Source organism: Sulfitobacter aquimarinus (assembly GCF_040149565.1).
GTDB classification, from domain to species: Bacteria; Pseudomonadota; Alphaproteobacteria; order Rhodobacterales; family Rhodobacteraceae; genus Sulfitobacter; species Sulfitobacter aquimarinus.
Genome location: NZ_JBEFLO010000004.1, coordinates 157,775 through 175,143, shown reverse-complemented (window position 1 = coordinate 175,143; position 17,369 = coordinate 157,775). Strand labels below are relative to the sequence as shown.

Sequence of the window (17,369 nt, the reverse complement as noted above, 5' to 3'; positions counted from 1 at the left end):
GCCGCAATCTGGCGCTGAACGTCACCAATGGGACGGTTATTTATCTGAATTTTACGGCTCTATCCTTCGGGACCAATCCGTTTAAGGGGTTTGACGTACGTATATACATCACCCCCGCCTTGGTCGAATTAGTTGGGAACGGTGATCTGGCACTGGTGGCAGGGAAACCGAACGGCGATCTGAATACCTTTGAAAGTACCCTCGTGTCTGGCACTGTTTTACCGCCACGATCACCCCCGCAAACCATGCGCCTATGGCAACCGGGCGTCTCGCGACAGTCGCCGGAATCGGAGATGAAACCTTTGATGTTTATCTATCGACACTGCCGTTGAATGACGCCGATGATGTAGATGTGTCCATCGTGGCGACAATACAGGCATCCAAGGGTCGAATTGACCGTGCGGCGGCGGTCGGGGGACGGTGGTTTCGTCATGCTCATCGACTGCTCAGATCGTCGGGGCGGCTGCCGCCCTTGAGGCGTAATTGCAAGATACTGGCGCAGCGGATTGCAAAGGCACGCAGGACGCCTTTGGTACTGGCGCGGCGACGTTGACTGGCAGTGATGGGGTTGACCAAACTACATTTGGCACGATCAACATTGATCTCGTCTATGTGGTGGATGCACGGACTGGCGATGCCGCACGCATCGTACTGACGGGTGGCGGTGGTGCTGACACGCTCACCGGAGGAGGGGGCGCGATACATTCGTTTTCAATGCCTCGCTAGAAGCTGGAAACATTGCCCAGCCTGCCTCAAGATGATCCGCTGGCCGTTGCCAACCTTGGGTCCCATATCCGCGTCAGGGTCGTTCACTCCGCTGGCGCCAATACGGGCCGCGCCACCCCGCGAGACTTCCGTTTTTCGCCCAGCATCAACATTGCCGGTGTCACCACCAGCGTGAGAATGGTTGCGATGACCAGTCCACCTGCGATTGCCGATGACAGCTCTGTCCACCACTGGGTTGACGGAGCGCCATAGACGATCTCTCGGGTGAAAAAGTTCAGGTTCACGCCGATCACCATCGGCATAAGGCCAAGGGCGGTTGTGACGGATGTCAGGATCACAGGCCGAAGACGTTGAGCACCCGTGCGCAATGCTGCTTCCAACGGGGATTGCCCCGCTTTTTTGAGATCGTTGTAGGTGTCGATCAGGACGATGTTGTTGTTCACCACAATTCCCGCCAATGCGATGACCCCGATGCCACCCATCACAACGCCGAAGGGCCGGCCTGTGATGATGAGCCCGAGCAATACGCCTGCAATGGAAAAAACGATGGCCGACATGACGACAACGGCTTGGTAGAAGTTGTTGAACTGCAAAACCAGAATGACGAACATCAGGAAAATCGCCGTGATGAAGGCCCCGACAAGGAAGATCATGCTTTCGGCCTGATCCTCGGCCTCGCCCGCAAAGCTGAAGTCCACACCCTCAGGCAAATCGGCGTCGTTCAGCGCGTCTGTCAGGGCCGTCACCTGATCGCTGACCAACAGTCCGGGGGCGACGTTGGCCTCGATTGTGGCGACCCGTTTTTCATCAATGCGACGGATGACGCCCGTGCGTTCGGAAGGTTCAAACGTCACAAAGTTCGAGATAGGAACCAGCCCCGATGACGTTGGCACCCGTAGTCCGCCAAGCTCGGCCAAGGTGCGCTCTTCGCGGGGGAAACGGACGCGAATGTCCAATGACCCGTCCACATCATCGGGGCGATAGTCGGCCACCGTGATGCCTTGGGTCAGCAGTTGCACAGCTTGTCCAAGAAGGCTCACATCGGCGCCGAAACGCGCAGCTTCGGCGCGATTGACAAGGATCGAGACCTCAACACCCGGCACAGGGCGCGTGTCTGTCACATCCGTAAAGCCGCCGATCCCGTCCATGATATCGCGGACCTGTTGCACGGCCTCGTTCTGAACATCGGGATTGCGCGCGGTGATTTGCAGGTTCACCGGTTTGCCCGCCGTCGGGCCGCCGCTTTCGGTCTGGACCTGCACGTCGATCCCCGCGATGTCAGACACGCTTTTGCGGATATCCTCGCCGATCTGCGCGGCGGTGCGGCGGGTGTCCCACGGCGTAAGCTCCAGTTGCAGCGTGCCGATGGTTTCTTCGTCGCCTTGCCCCGCTGACATGACAGACCGCGCATAGATGCTGGCGATTTCGTCATAGGGCAGGATACGCTCTTCGACGGCGCGCACCAATGCGTCGCGTTCAAAGATCGAAAAGTTGTCACGGGCGCGGACCTGCACCTGCATGAAGTCCGGCTCGATCGAGGGGAAAAAGCTGACGCCTTTGCCGAACTGCCCATACGCGCTGAAACCGCCCAGCAGTAGGGCCACCGCCAAAAGCAGCGTGGCGGCAGGGCGTGTAATCGCCCATTCAAGCAGCCGCACATAGCCGCCCGTAAAGCCGCCCATCTCACGCGGATCACCGATTTCAGCGGCATGAAGCGCGGCCTTTGCTTTGGCCGATTGGGGGGGGCGTTTGCCGATCAGCCCGCCCATCACGGGGATAAAGATCAACGCCATGAACAAAGACGCCGAGAGCGTCAGGATCACCGTGATGGGAAGGTATTTCATGAACTCGCCCACCATGCCGGTCCAGAACAACAGTGGAAAGAACACCGAAAGGGTTGTGGCGGTAGAGGCAATGATCGGCCACGCCATACGTTTGGCCGCCTCGGAATAGGCCTGTTTGGCGGGTTGGCCTTCTTGCAGTTTACGGTCCGCCAGCTCGGTCGTGACGATGGCCCCGTCGACCAGCATCCCGACCACAAGGATCAGCGCAAACAGAACAATGATATTCATCGAGAAATCCATCGCCCAAAGGGCAACCACACCCGCCAGAAACGCCCCCGGAATAGAAAGCCCCACCAGCAGCGCAGACCGCGTGCCAAGGGCAAAGACGATCACGATCATCACAAGGATCACGGCGGCGATGACATTGGCTTCAAGGTCCGAGAGCATGTCTTTGACCTGCACGGACTGGTCTTGAAGATAGGTGACCTCAACGCTGTCGGGCCAATCGACGCTGAGGGTGTCGACCAGTGCTTTTACATCCGCAACCGTGTCGATGATGTTGGCGCCGGATCGTTTTGTGATCTCCAACGCCAAGGCGGGCTGCCCGTTGATGCGGGCAAAGGATGTGGGGTCTTCGAATGTGCGCCGGATTATGGCCACATCGCCAAAGGTCACAACAGCATCGCCGCGCACCTTGACGGGCATTGCCATCACGTCCTCAAGGTCTTCGATCAGGCCCGGAACCTTCAGGACAATCCGTCCGGCCCCCGTTTCAATCGCGCCCGCGGCGATCAGGCGGTTGTTGCGCTGGATTTGCCCGATGAGTTCATCAAAAGACAGGTTGTAGGTCTCAAACACTGTGGGGTCGATCAATACCTCGAGGAACTCGAACCGCTGCCCGCCGATGTCGACCTCCAACACACCGCTTAGGCCCTCGATCTCTTCCTGCATTTCGTTGGCAAGATCGTTCAAGGTCCGCTCCGGCACGGGGCCGGACAGGATTGCGGTGATGATCGGGAAAAGGGCTGTGTTGATTTCAGTGATGGTGATGTCGTTGGCGTCATCGGGCAGATCACTTTGCGCACGATCGGCGGCGTCGCGCACCTTGTCCAGCGCCTCTTGATTGTCACCGCCCGGGGTAAATTCAAGCTGGATGGACGCAAAGCCTTCGGTCGCATCAGAGTTCATCGACTCCAAGCCGGCGATGGACCCGAACTCGGTCTCCATCGGCTCCAACAACAGACGCTCCGCATCTGTCGGGCTGATCCCGTCAAGGCCCGTGGAGACGTAGAACAGCGGCAGCGGAATTTCCGGGTTCGCCTCTTTCGGGATCGAGACATAGGCATAGGCCCCCACGGACAGGATCATGACCAAAGCCATGACAACAACGCGCGACCGCGAGAATGCGAAATCAATGATGGCGTTCACTGGTTCTGCTCCTCCGTCATCGGCGCGACTGTCTCTGCTTCATTCACAAAGCCTTGGCCAACGGTGATGATGTCGACGCTTTCTGGCAGGCCCGTGACCCAAATCCCGTCGATCTGCGCTTTGACGACCTCGATTTCGTAGAACTCGACCACGTTGTCCGCGTTGACGGTCTTGATACCCAATGCCCCTTGGGCATCCAGCGAAACGATAGAGGGGGACACGAAATGGGCGGTAACTTCGCCCGTGGGAATGATCACTTCGGCAGAGATTCCCGCAGGAATGGCACCGTCTTCGTTCTCGACTTCGATCTCTGCCAGAAAGGTGCGGGTTTCCGAGGCAGCCGATGTGCCCATAAATGTCACGACGCCTGCGCGCTCTTCGCCCGTGATGAAACGCACCGTTGCAGTTTGCCCGACCGACAGGCGGGTCAGGGATTGCTGTGGCACCTGAATGGCAACCGTCAGTGGCGTAATGTCCACCAGACGACCGACCTCGGTGCCCGCTGACACGAACTCTCCCTCATCAAGGTTCAACGTCTCAATTCTGCCGTCGAACGTGGCTGTGATTGTCAGGGCTTCCGCGGCTTGCTCCGCGGCGGTGACCTGTGCCTGCGCCGATGCCAAGGCAGCCCGCGCCTGAACAACACGGTCCGTTGTGGCCACGCCGCGTTCAAGCAGTTGTTCCGCGTTGTCAAATTCACGTTGTGCCTGCGCCAGCGCCTCGGCTGCGCGGTTCGCGTCGGCCTTGTTGTTCGTGGGATCAAAGCGGGCAATGATATCGCCCGCCGATACATCGAGACCTTTGCGCACCAACACCTCGGCAATATTGCCAGAGGTTTCTGCCCGCATGGTGGTGTCCCGATCGGGCAGGGCTTGCCCCTCAGCCTGATAAAACTGGGTTACGGTTTCGGCGACGGAGGTGGCGACCGCGACGGCAACGGGCTTTGGCTCTTCGCGTTTGATGACGGGATCTGTTTCTTTTGACGGGATGATAAACCCGCTGCCCATCCAGCCGACGATCAGCACCACCAAAAGTGCCGCGACCCAAGTCGATCGCGATGCCCCCTTGTCGGATGTAAAGGTCAAACGCTGAGGTTCAGCTTTCGTTGTATCAGGCGCCTCAGTCGCGGGGGATTTTTCGACGCTGTCTTTTGCTGGGTCAGCCGCTTTGGCGATCTCGGGTTTGCTGGTCATCGTTCCGATCCTTTGATGCAGGGTTGTCTGCGTGTGTCATGAGGTGCTCAACCGCGCCAGCGTTATTCGGCAGCCCTTGGATCAGCAGTGACCCCAACAGTGTGGCAACAAGAAAGCGGGCTGACAACGCCCCTGTTTTATAAGCAAGACGTGCCGAAACACCTGCTTCATTCGAACTGGAAAATTTCACTGCAGGCGCGCGCGATAGGGATGTCGGCGTGATCCAACGCCAATAGCGGGTCCGGAATTTCATGTTGGCGCCTCCTTGTTGTAATGTCCGCTTATTCTGCGCTTGTTCAGTCAATGGGCAGCGATTTGCATCGCAGGCCGCGTGGCTAAGAGGCAAATTGAGGCTTCAATCGAGCGTGACAAGGTCAAACCAGAGATTATCCACAAATTCGGACGCACGATCACCACGCTGGACATAGTGGCCATCCTCGATTGTGGTGACGGTCGCATTGGCCATTTCTGCCGCCATACGTTGCCGACGCGGCACAACTATATTGTCGTGGCGCGCAATTTTCATCCAGACTTTAACTTTTTGGTCAGCCAACTCGCGATATTCATTTGTCAGATGGTCTTGGCAGTCAGGAGCAACACCGTCACCGGCAACCAGTCGTGGTTTTTCAGTCGATTAAGGCTGGTTGGCATATGCGTTAAACCAGTGACGCATCCTGCCTCGGATACGAATATGCCGCCAAAGAGACCATCAGCATCGTCATTTGTGCCTATGAACATCGGGGCAATCAACGGAAGGTGCGGCTTGGGTCTGGTGGCTTTAGAATAATTAGTTCAGCAGCATACCCACGGTTGTTTTATCTTTTTGGGCCGCGTTCTTGAACGATTGGTAAATGGCCGGCATTGCCTGCCAACTGGTCGTAGTTCACGACTCCGACCAATGGGTCTGCTCCCTTAGCGGCATGACCGCCGAGGCGTGTAGCCCGTAAGAAATGAGGCCCCACCTAAATCATGTTGGCTGATACCGGATGCTGCGGATTGCGCTACGCTAACTTTAAAAAAGGTGCTGTTGTAAGCGTCCTCGCCGAACGCGATGGATGGGCCGACGGCGAAGAAAACCCGCTTGCTAAAGGCATCAAATGCACCGTTGTACATAACCTCCGTTTCACCATAGAGGCCATCATGACAGCCATCCACACATTGTGGCAGCTCGAGCCTCGTTGAGAAACGCTGTGTCTCATATTCCAAAAAACCGCCCGATTTGGTTGTGCCGTCAATGTCACCAAGACCCACCAAGTCGGTGCTGTCGCCGCCGTCTACAACAAGTGGACTGTCGTCAGGGTTTTCATCGCGGCCAAAATGAGAGGCCTCGACAACGCCAGTGACCAGCCCCCCATTGGTTCAGCTAATTTGGGTCAGCTCTGTTCAGGTTTTGGTCTTCGTGTGACCGAGTAGCATATTCGACCGGCGTCAGGCCAGCGAGGCTGGTGTATGGTCGGTGGTGGTTGACACCGGTACGCCATGCAGCGATCAACTGGCGGACATGACGTAGGCTGTCGAACAGATGCCCGTTCAGACATCCATCCCGTATCCTTCCGTTGAAGCTTTGCGCAAACCCGTTTTGCATAAGCTTCGCCGGTGCGATGTAGTGCCAGTCAACCGCGCGGTCTTCTTGCCATTTCAGGATCGAAGTGGAAGTCAGTTCGGTTCCATTGTCGCATGACTACCATGCAGGGGTATCAACGCATCTCAGCAACGCGGTCCAGTTCACGCGCAACACGGTCACCAGACAGAGACGTATCGACCACAGCGGCCAGACATTCGCGGCTGATGCCGTCGCCCGGCAGGGTATTGCACAGCAATGCCCCGAAGGCGTTATCAATCACGTTCAGAATGCGGAACCGGCGACCGCAGAACAAGCTGTCAGACACAAAGTCGAGCGACCAGCGCTGGTTTGGTCCCTACGGAACCGCCATAGGTACTCTGGTCCCAACTGCGCGCTTGCGACGGCCCATTGCCCGGCAACACATGCAAGCCATGTGTGAGAGGGGCGTTTACGGACTGTTAACCCTTTTTCGCGGTACATCCGAAACAGCGTCTTCCAATTGAGCTGCCATCCTTCGCGTTTCAGCAAAATGTGCAGCCGACGATAGCCAACCCGCCGCCGCTCAGACGACAGATCCATCAACCGATCTCGCAGATCAGCATCCGCTGGACGCGTCGACGCACGCCGATAAACACGCGGATCGATCCCAGCCAAGGCGCACGCCCGCCTCTCATTGTATCGTTTCTCCGACATGGTCCAGCTCGCCGCTCTGCGTCGCGCACATGCGTCCATTGTCCTCGGACCAAGGGCGGAAATGGCCACATCCTCAAAGGTTTTTTTCCAACATCTCCGTGAGCGTTGAGACATCCATCATGTGCTCGGCCAGCAATTTCTTGAGTTTCGCATTCTCAACCTCAAGCGCCTTCAGCTTCTTCGCATCCGACACTTCCATACCGCCATACTTGGACCGCCATTTATAAAACGTCGCATCACTGACGCCGTGCTTGCGGCAAAGCTCTTTTGCACCAAACCCTGCCTGATACTCCTCCAACATCCCGATTATCCGCTCTTCGCTACAAACGGCTTATCTTCATCATCTGTCTTCTTGTTGGAGAACAGGCTTACATAAATCACCAGACTTTTCGGGGGAGCAGGTCACTGCCATAGTGCCGGCAAAGGGCAAGCTCTTGCCGAGCGTGCCTTGGTGGGTGGTTTTCATTTATAGAAGGGCTTGGCCGATTGTTGCACGCGCATTGATCTGGTGGTCAGGGGGGCATCTGAGTACATCGAGGCCATGGTCTTCATGGCAATAGCCGCCGCAGCCAATGCAGCGCATTTGCGTCGAACTGGATTGACGGCGCTACTCTGACTGCTTCGCTGACCGCGTAACCACGCTCGACACCCTGTGCCACAGCATCCTGTTTAAACTCGTCCATGAGCTGTTTTCCCTTATTCATGTCCGTCTTTGCCTGGTTCCTGAATTACCAAGCAAAGTGTCTACAAATGTTGGGGGCACCTCAAAGAGGGGCTGTTTGGGAGTTTCACTTCGTAGCGGGCTTAACGGTGGTGGATATCATCCTTCAGTTTCCTGATCCTCAATGCTGGCTTTGCCGTCCAATGCCGCATGCAAAGCCGCTGAGATCGTTTCTAGGTGGTCGCGCATGGCCACACGCGCAGCGTCGGGATGACCCAAGGCGATTGCATCGACGATGGCCATGTGCTCGCTGTGGCTCACTTGAATGGATGACGAACTGCGCACGCGTGCACGGATCGAGACCCAGTCAGCGTTCTTTCGAATTTGGTCGAGCAGCGCATAGGCTGTGAGCAACGGCGGGTTGCGCGCACATTGGGCGATCAAACGGTGGAGGGAGGCATCCCAAAGCTCGGTTGCCTGCGGGTCCTCGGCCTCAAACTGGCGCTGTGCCAGCTGGCGCAGACGCGCAACTTCGGCAGGCAACATACGCATTGCACACATCGCGGCCAACTCCGGCTCGATGCACAACCGTGCTTCCATAACTTCCAGAGCGTTGGTTTCTCCGGTAATTTTTGCGGCTAGATCGCCCATCGGACTATTTGGTTGCCCGATGAATGTTCCCTTGCCCTGGTGCCGCCAGACAAGGCCCTCCTCTTCGAGGCGGTCCAGCGCCGTGCGAATGTGCCGCCTGCTGACATTGAACCTTTCAGCCAAGGTACGCTCTGTCGGGAGCTTGCCATTTTGCGGCACTTCGCCCGAGCGGATAAGCTCCATTAACGAGACTTGTAACATAGCTTCACGGCCGGAAAGGTCTTTGACCATCGTCATTTCTATTCCTCGACGGCGCGCGATCTGCTGGCACGGCCCTGCTTGACGCGCAATGCTTGGGCCGCTGCAATACTGTTGTCAATCCCGCTGCGCGACGGGGTGCCCGAGAAGGCTGCCGCGGTGGGCAGGCCTTTGGCAAAATGCACATAGCGCTCCTGCGCTACGTCCCAAAGGCGGTCCAGCTCGGCGAGGGGATCGGCATCATCATCCGCGCGCAAATCAAGCCATGGATGTTCCTCTTTGCGGTGAATAACCAAAGCCGCAGCTTGGCGGCCGCGCTTGTCACCGCCTGCAGCTTCTCCCGCTTGCATTGCGCCAATCAAACGATCCGGAAACGGAAGGTCGCGGCCCGCGATGTAAGCCTTTGACGTTGCTTCCAACACCTGTAGTCCGGCCAGCATATTCCCGGCAACCGAATGATCATCAAGGATCAAATGACCCGCCCAATCGACGCAGTCTGCGCCCGTGTGAGCGGCGAAATCGCCAAAGCTGTCCATCATATGCGCTTGTCGGTGCGCTTCACCGGCGTCGCGTCCTACAAACTCTGTCATTAGCGGCGCGGCATGGCCGCCTTCTGCCAACCGCCTGCGGCCTTCTGTTCCCCAGACGGGGTTGCAGAAGGCCTGTGAGGCGACGGCAACCCGAGCACCCACATAGGGGACGATCGCGCCACAGGCAAAGAACTTACTGGCCACGATGAGGCCAATAGAGCCGTCTGTGTCACGCGCGATCAGCGACCATGTCATCGGCCTACCGCATAGGCTTGCATAAGGCGCGGCGTGGCGGCGGCGCGCATCATGCCTTCCGGCTCTCTCAATGCGGCGGTCAGGCGGCCGACGGTCCAAGGTTCTGCCACTGTGACGACATGGCCGCGTGCGCGCAAATCTGCGATGACCTCTTCGCCCACATTCGGCTCGATCATCATCTCGGCTGTCTTGACCTCCCGCGGGAAGAAGGAGCCCTGAAAGTGCATCGTGTGGAACAGGGGCGCATCCATGCAGGCTTGCAGCTCGTTTTCGAAATGCACAAACCGCAAGAACCAGATCAGCTGCCATTGGTCCTGTTGGTCGCCACCGGGCGTGCCAAAGACGACACGGGTGCCGTCTTTTTCGGCAAGGCTTGGGGTGAGTGTCGTGCGGGGGCGGCGTTTCGGCGCGAGGCTTGTTGGTAGGCCGTGTTCCAGCCAGAACATCTGGGCGCGGGAATTGAGCGGAAATCCAAGGCCCGGAATAACGGGATTGCTTTGCAGCCATCCGCCGGAAGGCGTGGCCGCGACCATGTTCCCCCAACGATCTATGATGTCGAGATGGACCGTATCCCCGCGTTTTTCCGTCAGGTGGGACATTGTCGGTTCCTGGTTTGCAACAGGGCCGATGTTGAAGTCACGGGCGGCGCGCTCGATGTATTTATCCGCCAAATGCTCGAATCCCGGCACGCGTCCAGGCCGCTGCTCATGCGAGGCCTCTTTGGAAATCAGCTTGCGGCGCTCATCGTTGTATGCGTCGCTCAGCAGGTATTCCATCGGGATGTCGCTGTGCGCGGGATCGCCGTAATAGGCTTCGCGGTCGGCATAGGCCAACTTCATCGCTTCGATAACGGTATGGGTAAACTCGGCGCCATTCGGGTCCATCGCGGCCAAATCAATACCCTTGAGGATTGCCAAGGCTTGCAAAAGGACGGGTCCCTGGCTCCATGCATGGGTCTTGTGAACAGTCCATCCGTGATAATCGTAGGTTAGTGTATCTTCGTATGTCGCTTCCCACTCGGCCATGTCGGACGGTGCAAGCACAGCACTATGCGCTTTGTCCGAAACATCCATGACTTTTGCCGTCTTGAGGTAGTCAAAGATAGCATCAGCGACAAAGCCTTCGCGCCACTCCTTACGCGCCGCATCAATCCGTGCCTCACGCGTGTCGCCCTTGGCATCCGCAAGACGGTCGTAGGTCGCAGCAAGGTCAGGGTTTTTGAACAGGGAATGGGGCAGGGGTGCGGTACTTTCCGGTGTCCAGACCTCGGCAGAGCTGGGCCAATGTTCTGCGAAATACTCCGCCAGTCCGGCGATGGTATTTGCCACGCGCGGCAAAATAGGGTGGCCATCGCGGGCATAGTCGATTGTCGGTTGCAGCACGTCGCGCAACTCCATTGTGCCGTGGTCGCGCAGCATGAGCAGCCAACCGTCAAAGGCACCCGGAACAACAGTGGCCAGAAGGCCGGAGCCCGGGATAAGGGTCAGGTCCTGATCGGTGTAATGCTCTACCGTAGCTGCGGCGGGGGCAACCCCTTGCGCACAAAGCACTTCGGTCTTGCCGGTTTTGACGGAATGGAAAATCGCAGGCATGTCGCCGGCGGGGCCGTTCAAATGCGGCTCTACGATCTGTAGGGTGAAGGCTGTGGCAACAGCGGCATCAAAGGCATTCCCGCCTTTTTCCAGAATTGACATGCCGACGGCAGAGGCGATCCAGTGGGTCGACGTTGCGACACCGAATGTGCCTCTGATTTCGGGTCTTGTGGTGAAGTTCGACATGAATGCTCCAGTGTTTAATGTTCGCGAGGGTCAAGCGCATCGCGCAAGCCGTCGCCCAGAAGGTTAAAGCCCAGCACCACAAGGAAGATCGAGATGCCCGGCCAAAGGGCCATCCAAGGGGCTTGGTTGAGAAAGTTTTTGGCCGTGTTCAGCATGGATCCCCAGCTGGGATCGGGGGGCTGCTGGCCAAGGCCAAGGAAAGAAAGGGATGCTTCGGCGATGATTGCAGTCGCGATCGTGAGCGTTGATTGCACAAGGATCGGGGGCAGCGCGTTGGGCAGTATATAGCGGCGCAGGATCAGGGGTGTGGAAAGGCCGATTGCGCGGGCACTATCGACGTAGTCCTCGGACTTGATGCTGATGACCTGACCACGGGTGAGGCGGATAAAGATCGGCGTGGCCGAGATGCCGATAGCGATCATCGCATTGGTGAGTGACGGGCCCAAAAATGCAGCAAGTGCGATGGCAAGGATGAGGAAGGGTGCCGCGAGCAGGGCTTCGGTACAGCGCGAGATAATCGCGTCCGTCCAGCCGCCGAAATACCCCGCAACAAGACCAAGCGGCACGCCCATGAGAACGGCGATCCCGACAGAGACAACTCCGGCCAGCAGGGAAGCCTGCGCGCCCCAGATCATGCGGGACAGGACATCGCGGCCAATCTCGTCCGTGCCCATCCAATGCGCCCAACTGGGGGCTTTGCGCACAGCGGACCAATCGGTAGCTGCCGGATCAGGGATGGGCAAAACAGGGGCCGCAATCGCAATGATAACGAAAAACGCAACCAGAATACCGCCGAAAAGTGCGCTGTTATGATTGCGGAACTTCTTCCAGACGCGGTTTTCAGGCTTGGCCGAAAGAACGGGATCGGTCGCTACATTTACCATGTTCAAGACACTCTCAGACGCGGGTTAAGGACAAAGTACAGCATGTCGGCGATCAGGTTCATCACGATGAAGCCCACAGCCGTGACAAGCACCACACCCTGCACCACGGCGTAATCACGGTTGAACACGGCGTCTACGACCAACTTGCCAAAACCGGGGATGGTGAAAATCTGCTCTGTCAATACAGCGCCCGCGACCAGTTCACCAAACAGCAGCGCCGTCAGCGTCACGATAGGCGTGAGCGCATTGCGAAAGCTGTGTTTGAGGATCACGGTGCGCTCGCTCAGACCTTTTGCGCGGGCGGTGCGGACGTAATCGGCGTTCAGCACGCCAAGCATCGAGGAGCGGGTGTGCCGCATCAACGTGGCGGCAAGCGCGGTCCCAAGGACGAAGGCAGGCATCAGCATGGTGCGGAGCGATAGCCAGACATCCTCGCTCAGCGGCACGTAACCCGATGCGGGCAAGAGTTGCCATTTCACCGAGACAAGCAGGATCAGCATGATACCCAGCCAGAAGTTTGGGATGGAAAGGCCGGAAAGCGCGATGACATTGGCGATATAATCGGTCACGGTGCCTTTTTTCACGGCAGACAGAATACCTGCGGGAACGCCGATCAATAGCGCAAATATCATAGACATTGTCGCCAGCTGGATCGTGACGGGCAGCTTTTGGAGCATAAGTTCTGTCACTGGTTGGTTTGTGCGTAACGAGATGCCCAGATCACCCTGTGCTGCATTTCCCAGCCATGTAAAATACTGGACGATGATTGGATCATTCAGGCGATATTTTTCCCGCAAGAATTCCATCATTTCGGGGTCACGCTCTTCGCCCGCCAAAACCAACAACGGGTCGCCGGGCAGTAGCTTTTGCAAGCTAAAGACAAAGACCGAAATCAATATAATGGTGGGCAGTGCGATCAGCAGCCGCCGTAGGAAAAAGACCAGCATAACAATCCTCTAGGCTTGGTGTCTGCGCCACACCGGGCGGCGCAGACGGGAAAGATCACTCTTCCCAGGTCACATTTTCCAAACGGATCATGCCATCGGGATAGGCGGTGTAACCCTTCATTTTGGAGTTGTAGGCCCAGATCCACTTTTGGTGGTACAAAAACAGGCGCGGCAACTCTTCGATCATGATCGCAGTGGCTTCGTCATAGGCCGCCTTGCGTTCTTCCTGATTGGAGGCCGAGCGTGCGGTGTTCAACAGCTCATCCATCTTGGGGTCAGAGAACTTGCTGTCGTTAATGCCGCCGTCAGTTGTCATGAACTGGTGGTTGTTGCCGTCAGGGTCGACGCGGCCGGACCAACCGATCTGGCTGGCTGTATAGTCGCCCGCAGACTGGTCGGCCAACAGGGTTGCAAACTCTTTTGACACGATCTTTAGATCAATCCCTGCCTCGGATGCCATTGCCTGTACAACCTGCATCAGTTGCAGCGGCACGGTTGTGTTCGGCACCTGAACCTCAAGCTCGATACCATCGGCAAATCCAGCCTCGGCAAGAAGTTCTTTTGCTTTTTCCAGATCCCGCGCCGGAACAGGGTAGTCAGCGTTGTACCAAGGGGATGTGGGCGGGAAGGATTGGTTGCCGGCAGCAAATGCGCCCTCAAAGACCACCTGGTTGATCGCTTCGCGGTCAATAGAATAGCTCAGCGCCTGACGAAGCCGCTTGTCATTGCCCCAAGGGTTATCACCCTTTTTACCGTTGTTGATGTTGAAGGTGATCCCCTGATAGCCAAGGGAAACAGCGCTATCGACGACAATGTTTGCATCGCCTTCGGCCTGGGCCAGATCGGTAGCGGCCAAACGCTCGATCATGTCAATGTCGCCGGATTGCAGGTTTGCCAGACGCACGGTCGTGTCCGGAATCGGCAAGAACGTTACGCTGTCGAATTTGATCGCATCCGCGTTCCAGTAATCGGCAAATCTAGTGAGGACAATCTTGTCTTGTGCCACACGCTCCGTGAAGCTGAACGCGCCCGAGCAGACGGGGTTCAGGCCGAAATCAGCGCCCGCAGCCGCGGCGGCTGTAGGGGAGACCATCATACCGGCGCGGTCCGCCAGTTGCGCAATCAGTGTCGCATCAGGGGCGGCAAGGTTCAGCACGATCTCATAAGGGCCGGTCACTTCGGTTGACGTGATCGAGCCCAGCTCGGACTTGCGGCGGCTTTCATCCATGGTCTGTGAGCGCTCGATATTGGCGGCAACAGCTTCGGCGTTGAAAGGCGTGCCATCGTGGAAAACAACGCCTTCCCGCAGCTTCATCGTAATGGCGAGACCATCGTCTGATGTCTCCCAAGAGGTGGCAAGCTGTGGGATGATCTCCAGATCAGGGGTAATATCGACCAGCTTGTCACACATGGAAGCGTAGACAATGCGGCCCACAAATGTGCGGGACTGATCCGGATCCAATACATCAGCGTCAGACTGCAAGCCGATGCGCAGATCTTTGGCAAAGGCAGGTGCGCCAGCAATAGCGGTGGCCCCCATCAGGGCGGTAATCATGGCAGTTCTAAAGATTTTCATGTGTCGTCCTCTCTGTTTATTTTTGGTATTACCGTTTCTCGTTTTTGTGTTTCACCGTGCCGCCGGTTGTGGCGGCGTGGTACAAGGCAATCCGTGCCTCGGCGGCGTCCGACTTTGGTTTGGGCAGCGGGGGTGGGGTGTCGTGGGCGATGGTTTCCCAAAAGTGGCAGGCAACACTGTGATCGGCAGTGCCCAAGGCGGGCGTGTCGGTTTTGCATTTTGCCTGCGCATAAGGGCAGCGTGTGTGAAAGCGGCATCCGCTTGGCGGGTTCGACGGGCTCGGCATTTCGCCCAGAACGACGGGTTTGTGGTCGGGCCCTATGCCATCCGTCGACGGGATTGATGCAAGTAGCGCTTGGGTATAGGGGTGGCGCGGCTCGGTGAACAATTCCTCGGCCGTACACATCTCTACGATACGACCCAAATACATGACGGCGACGCGGTCACTCATGTGGCGGATGACGCCCAGATCATGCGCGATTATCACCAGCGTTAACCCCAGATCCTTGCTCAGGTCGCCCAGCAGATTGATCACCTGCGCCTGAACCGAGACGTCAAGCGCTGAGACGGGTTCATCCCCGATGATCAGTTTGGGGCCTGACGCAAGTGCGCGCGCGATGCCGATACGCTGACGTTGGCCGCCGGAAAACTCATGCGGATAGCGGTCGGCATGTTCTGCGCGCAATCCAACCTTGCCCAGCAACTCCGCAACACGGATGCGGCGTTCTTGCGCGGTGAGATCGGGCGCGTGTACCTCAAGCGGCTCGCCCACCAACTTGCCAACCGACATGCGCGGGTTGAGCGAGGAAAATGGGTCCTGAAATATGAACTGCATGTCACGACGCAGGGTCTGGAGCGCGTCCCCTTCAGCATCCACAACTTCTTTGCCGTCAAACACGACACTGCCGGAGGTGGGGGAAAGCAAGCGCATCAACAGCCGCGCAAGCGTCGACTTCCCGCATCCGGACTCGCCCACGATGGCAAATGTCTCTCCTTGGCGCACGCGTAGCGAAACGCCATCGACCGCTTGCACGCGAGGGGATTTGGTCAGCCAGCTGTTTGACCCGCCAAAATGTTTGACCAGATCGGCGGCCTCCAGAATAATGTCGCTCATACCGCCACCTCGATGTGTGTTTCGAGCGGGGCATAGTGGCACGCCACACTATGGCGGGGGTGTCCTTCAACAAGTGCAGGGCGCATGGCGCATTTGTCACTGGCGAAAACGCAACGGGAGCGGAAGCGGCACCCCGATGGCATACTGTCAACGGTAGGCACGGTGCCGGGAACAATCGACAGCCGCTCGCCAGGGCGATCAAGACGGGGTACCGCGCTCATTAAACCGATCGTGTAGGGATGCTGCGGATCCGCAAACACCTGCGCAACAGGGCCTTGCTCGACCACTTGCCCGCCGTACATCACTGCAACCGTATCAGCAATTTCGGCCACGACACCCAGATCATGGGTGATCATAAGTGTGCCCATACCCGTCTCGTCACGCAGGTCACGGATCAGGTTCAGGATTTGCGCCTGAATCGTCACATCGAGCGCGGTTGTCGGTTCATCCGCGATCAAAATCTGAGGGTCATTGGCCAACGCAATCGCAATCATCACCCGTTGACGCATACCACCGGACAATTGGTGCGGATATTCCGACAGTCGTTTTTCAGGGTTTGCGATACCCACGCGCTCCAACATCAGCAGACTTCGCGCACGGGCATCGGCCTTACTGCCGCCTTGGTGGTGCAGCACTGCTTCGCTGATCTGATTGCCGATGGTGAAGGATGGATTGAGCGATGTCATCGGCTCTTGAAATATCATCGCCAGACGGTTGCCACGCAACGAGGAGGGTATGCTTTGCTCTGATAACGAGAGGTTTGTCCCATCAATCGTGAGATTTCCTGAGGAAATATTGGTTCCCTGCTTTGGGAGGAGACCCATGATGGCCATGGCTGTCACGCTTTTTCCGCAACCGGATTCGCCTACGACACACAGGACCTCTCCACGTTTCACCTCGAGGCTTACATCGTCGACAACGACATTTTTCTGACCTTTGAAGCCAAGGGATAAATGCGCCAACGACAGGAGTGGCGTGTCATCGTGTTTGGGTCGCGGCGGTAAGGTCACTCAATACTCCATGCAGACTTGAACCAATTTGGGATTGGTACGGTCAAGCTGATACGTAATGGCGAGTCGGTCAAGAGCCAAAAAGGGATAAGACTTCAATCAGCTTGATTTGCTTAAAAATTAGGCAGCCGTGCCAATGTCTGAAGGGCACCTGAAGACCTGATCCGGTTTGCAAGTAATGCGTTGGCCAGACGGCAACGTACGGGGCACCGAAGGATTTTGGCAAACATCCCGGTGGTTGAGGCTCTGGTCATTATGGCATGGCTGAACCAAGTTGTGATTGGTCAGGGCATCGCTACGGCGGTCTATGCTGCTTTTTCAAAAGGCCAGAAGGGCCAGCGTGTCGTCATGTGGCTTTTGGGCGGCGTCTAACACTG

The 17,369-nt window shown here is 57.4% G+C and carries 15 protein-coding genes and 1 pseudogene; 2 read left to right on the top strand and 14 right to left on the bottom strand.

All coding sequences use genetic code 11. From position 1 onward, the window contains the following. The first annotated feature begins 483 nt into the window (after positions 1-483). Positions 484-726: a hypothetical protein gene (locus ABMC88_RS10250; protein ID WP_349576784.1), complete on the top strand. Its 243-nt coding sequence runs from the start codon at positions 484-486 to the stop codon at positions 724-726. A gap of 83 nt (positions 727-809) precedes the next feature. Here the strand turns inward: ABMC88_RS10250 and ABMC88_RS10245 are convergent, their stop codons facing one another. The 14 genes and pseudogenes from ABMC88_RS10245 to ABMC88_RS10180 all read right to left on the bottom strand — a co-directional run bounded on the left by ABMC88_RS10245 (position 810) and on the right by ABMC88_RS10180 (position 16,992). Next, a complete protein-coding gene (locus ABMC88_RS10245; RefSeq protein WP_349576783.1) occupies positions 810-3,938 on the bottom strand; it encodes an efflux RND transporter permease subunit in 3,129 nt (1,042 codons plus the stop codon). Continuing rightward, positions 3,935-5,131, bottom strand: a complete 1,197-nt coding sequence (locus tag ABMC88_RS10240) for an efflux RND transporter periplasmic adaptor subunit (protein WP_349576782.1) — start codon at positions 5,129-5,131, stop codon at positions 3,935-3,937. Before ABMC88_RS10240 ends, ABMC88_RS10245 begins: the two co-directional genes overlap by 4 nt. 355 nt (positions 5,132-5,486) lie before the next feature. Next, positions 5,487-5,684 carry a hypothetical protein gene (locus ABMC88_RS10235; RefSeq protein ID WP_349576781.1) on the bottom strand — a complete coding sequence of 66 codons (198 nt, stop codon included), beginning with the start codon at positions 5,682-5,684 and terminating at the stop codon, positions 5,487-5,489. 359 nt (positions 5,685-6,043) lie between these two features. Continuing rightward, positions 6,044-6,382, bottom strand: a complete 339-nt coding sequence (locus ABMC88_RS18525) for a MipA/OmpV family protein (RefSeq protein ID WP_439655594.1) — start codon at positions 6,380-6,382, stop codon at positions 6,044-6,046. Positions 6,383-6,494: 112 nt separating this feature from the next. Continuing rightward, positions 6,495-7,689, bottom strand: a pseudogene (locus ABMC88_RS10225) (IS3 family transposase). A 247-nt stretch (positions 7,690-7,936) separates the two neighbouring features. Then, complete coding sequence (locus tag ABMC88_RS10220) at positions 7,937-8,071, bottom strand: hypothetical protein (RefSeq protein ID WP_349576779.1); 135 nt, start codon at positions 8,069-8,071, stop codon at positions 7,937-7,939. A 137-nt stretch (positions 8,072-8,208) separates the two neighbouring features. Further along, entirely contained in the window at positions 8,209-8,937 is a 729-nt protein-coding gene (locus ABMC88_RS10215) for a FadR/GntR family transcriptional regulator (RefSeq protein WP_349576778.1), read from the bottom strand. Positions 8,938-8,939: 2 nt separating this feature from the next. Continuing rightward, positions 8,940-9,683, bottom strand: a complete 744-nt coding sequence (locus ABMC88_RS10210) for a DUF1028 domain-containing protein (RefSeq protein WP_349576777.1) — start codon at positions 9,681-9,683, stop codon at positions 8,940-8,942. Then, entirely contained in the window at positions 9,680-11,461 is a 1,782-nt protein-coding gene (locus ABMC88_RS10205) for a gamma-glutamyltransferase family protein (protein ID WP_349576776.1), read from the bottom strand. Before ABMC88_RS10205 ends, ABMC88_RS10210 begins: the two co-directional genes overlap by 4 nt. 14 nt (positions 11,462-11,475) lie before the next feature. After that, a complete protein-coding gene (locus ABMC88_RS10200) occupies positions 11,476-12,345 on the bottom strand; it encodes an ABC transporter permease (protein ID WP_349576775.1) in 870 nt (289 codons plus the stop codon). A 2-nt stretch (positions 12,346-12,347) separates the two neighbouring features. Beyond that, positions 12,348-13,292 (bottom strand): ABC transporter permease, encoded by a 945-nt coding sequence (locus tag ABMC88_RS10195; protein ID WP_349576774.1) that lies wholly within the window; start codon positions 13,290-13,292, stop codon positions 12,348-12,350. A 55-nt stretch (positions 13,293-13,347) separates the two neighbouring features. Further along, positions 13,348-14,868 (bottom strand): ABC transporter substrate-binding protein, encoded by a 1,521-nt coding sequence (locus ABMC88_RS10190; protein ID WP_349576773.1) that lies wholly within the window; start codon positions 14,866-14,868, stop codon positions 13,348-13,350. A gap of 28 nt (positions 14,869-14,896) precedes the next feature. Then, a complete protein-coding gene (locus tag ABMC88_RS10185; RefSeq protein WP_349576772.1) occupies positions 14,897-15,982 on the bottom strand; it encodes an ABC transporter ATP-binding protein in 1,086 nt (361 codons plus the stop codon). Further along, positions 15,979-16,992, bottom strand: coding sequence for an ABC transporter ATP-binding protein (locus ABMC88_RS10180; RefSeq protein WP_349576771.1), 1,014 nt, complete (start codon positions 16,990-16,992; stop codon positions 15,979-15,981). Before ABMC88_RS10180 ends, ABMC88_RS10185 begins: the two co-directional genes overlap by 4 nt. 219 nt (positions 16,993-17,211) lie before the next feature. Between ABMC88_RS10180 and ABMC88_RS10175 the strand changes: the two genes are divergently transcribed. Then, positions 17,212-17,364 (top strand): hypothetical protein, encoded by a 153-nt coding sequence (locus ABMC88_RS10175; protein ID WP_349576770.1) that lies wholly within the window; start codon positions 17,212-17,214, stop codon positions 17,362-17,364. Positions 17,365-17,369: the final 5 nt, after the last annotated feature.

Bases quoted from the DNA above. Each gene is read 5' to 3' on its own strand.
- ABMC88_RS10190 (WP_349576773.1), bottom strand. From the start codon at position 14,868: ATGAAAATCTTTAGAACTGCCATGATTACCGCCCTGATGGGGGCCACC.
- ABMC88_RS10195 (WP_349576774.1), bottom strand. From the start codon at position 13,292: ATGCTGGTCTTTTTCCTACGGCGGCTGCTGATCGCACTGCCCACCATT.
- ABMC88_RS10210 (WP_349576777.1), bottom strand. From the start codon at position 9,683: ATGACATGGTCGCTGATCGCGCGTGACACAGACGGCTCTATTGGCCTC.
- ABMC88_RS10215 (WP_349576778.1), bottom strand. From the start codon at position 8,937: ATGACGATGGTCAAAGACCTTTCCGGCCGTGAAGCTATGTTACAAGTC.
- ABMC88_RS10220 (WP_349576779.1), bottom strand. From the start codon at position 8,071: ATGGACGAGTTTAAACAGGATGCTGTGGCACAGGGTGTCGAGCGTGGT.
- ABMC88_RS10185 (WP_349576772.1), bottom strand. From the start codon at position 15,982: ATGAGCGACATTATTCTGGAGGCCGCCGATCTGGTCAAACATTTTGGC.
- ABMC88_RS10200 (WP_349576775.1), bottom strand. From the start codon at position 12,345: ATGGTAAATGTAGCGACCGATCCCGTTCTTTCGGCCAAGCCTGAAAAC.
- ABMC88_RS10205 (WP_349576776.1), bottom strand. From the start codon at position 11,461: ATGTCGAACTTCACCACAAGACCCGAAATCAGAGGCACATTCGGTGTC.
- ABMC88_RS10240 (WP_349576782.1), bottom strand. From the start codon at position 5,131: ATGACCAGCAAACCCGAGATCGCCAAAGCGGCTGACCCAGCAAAAGAC.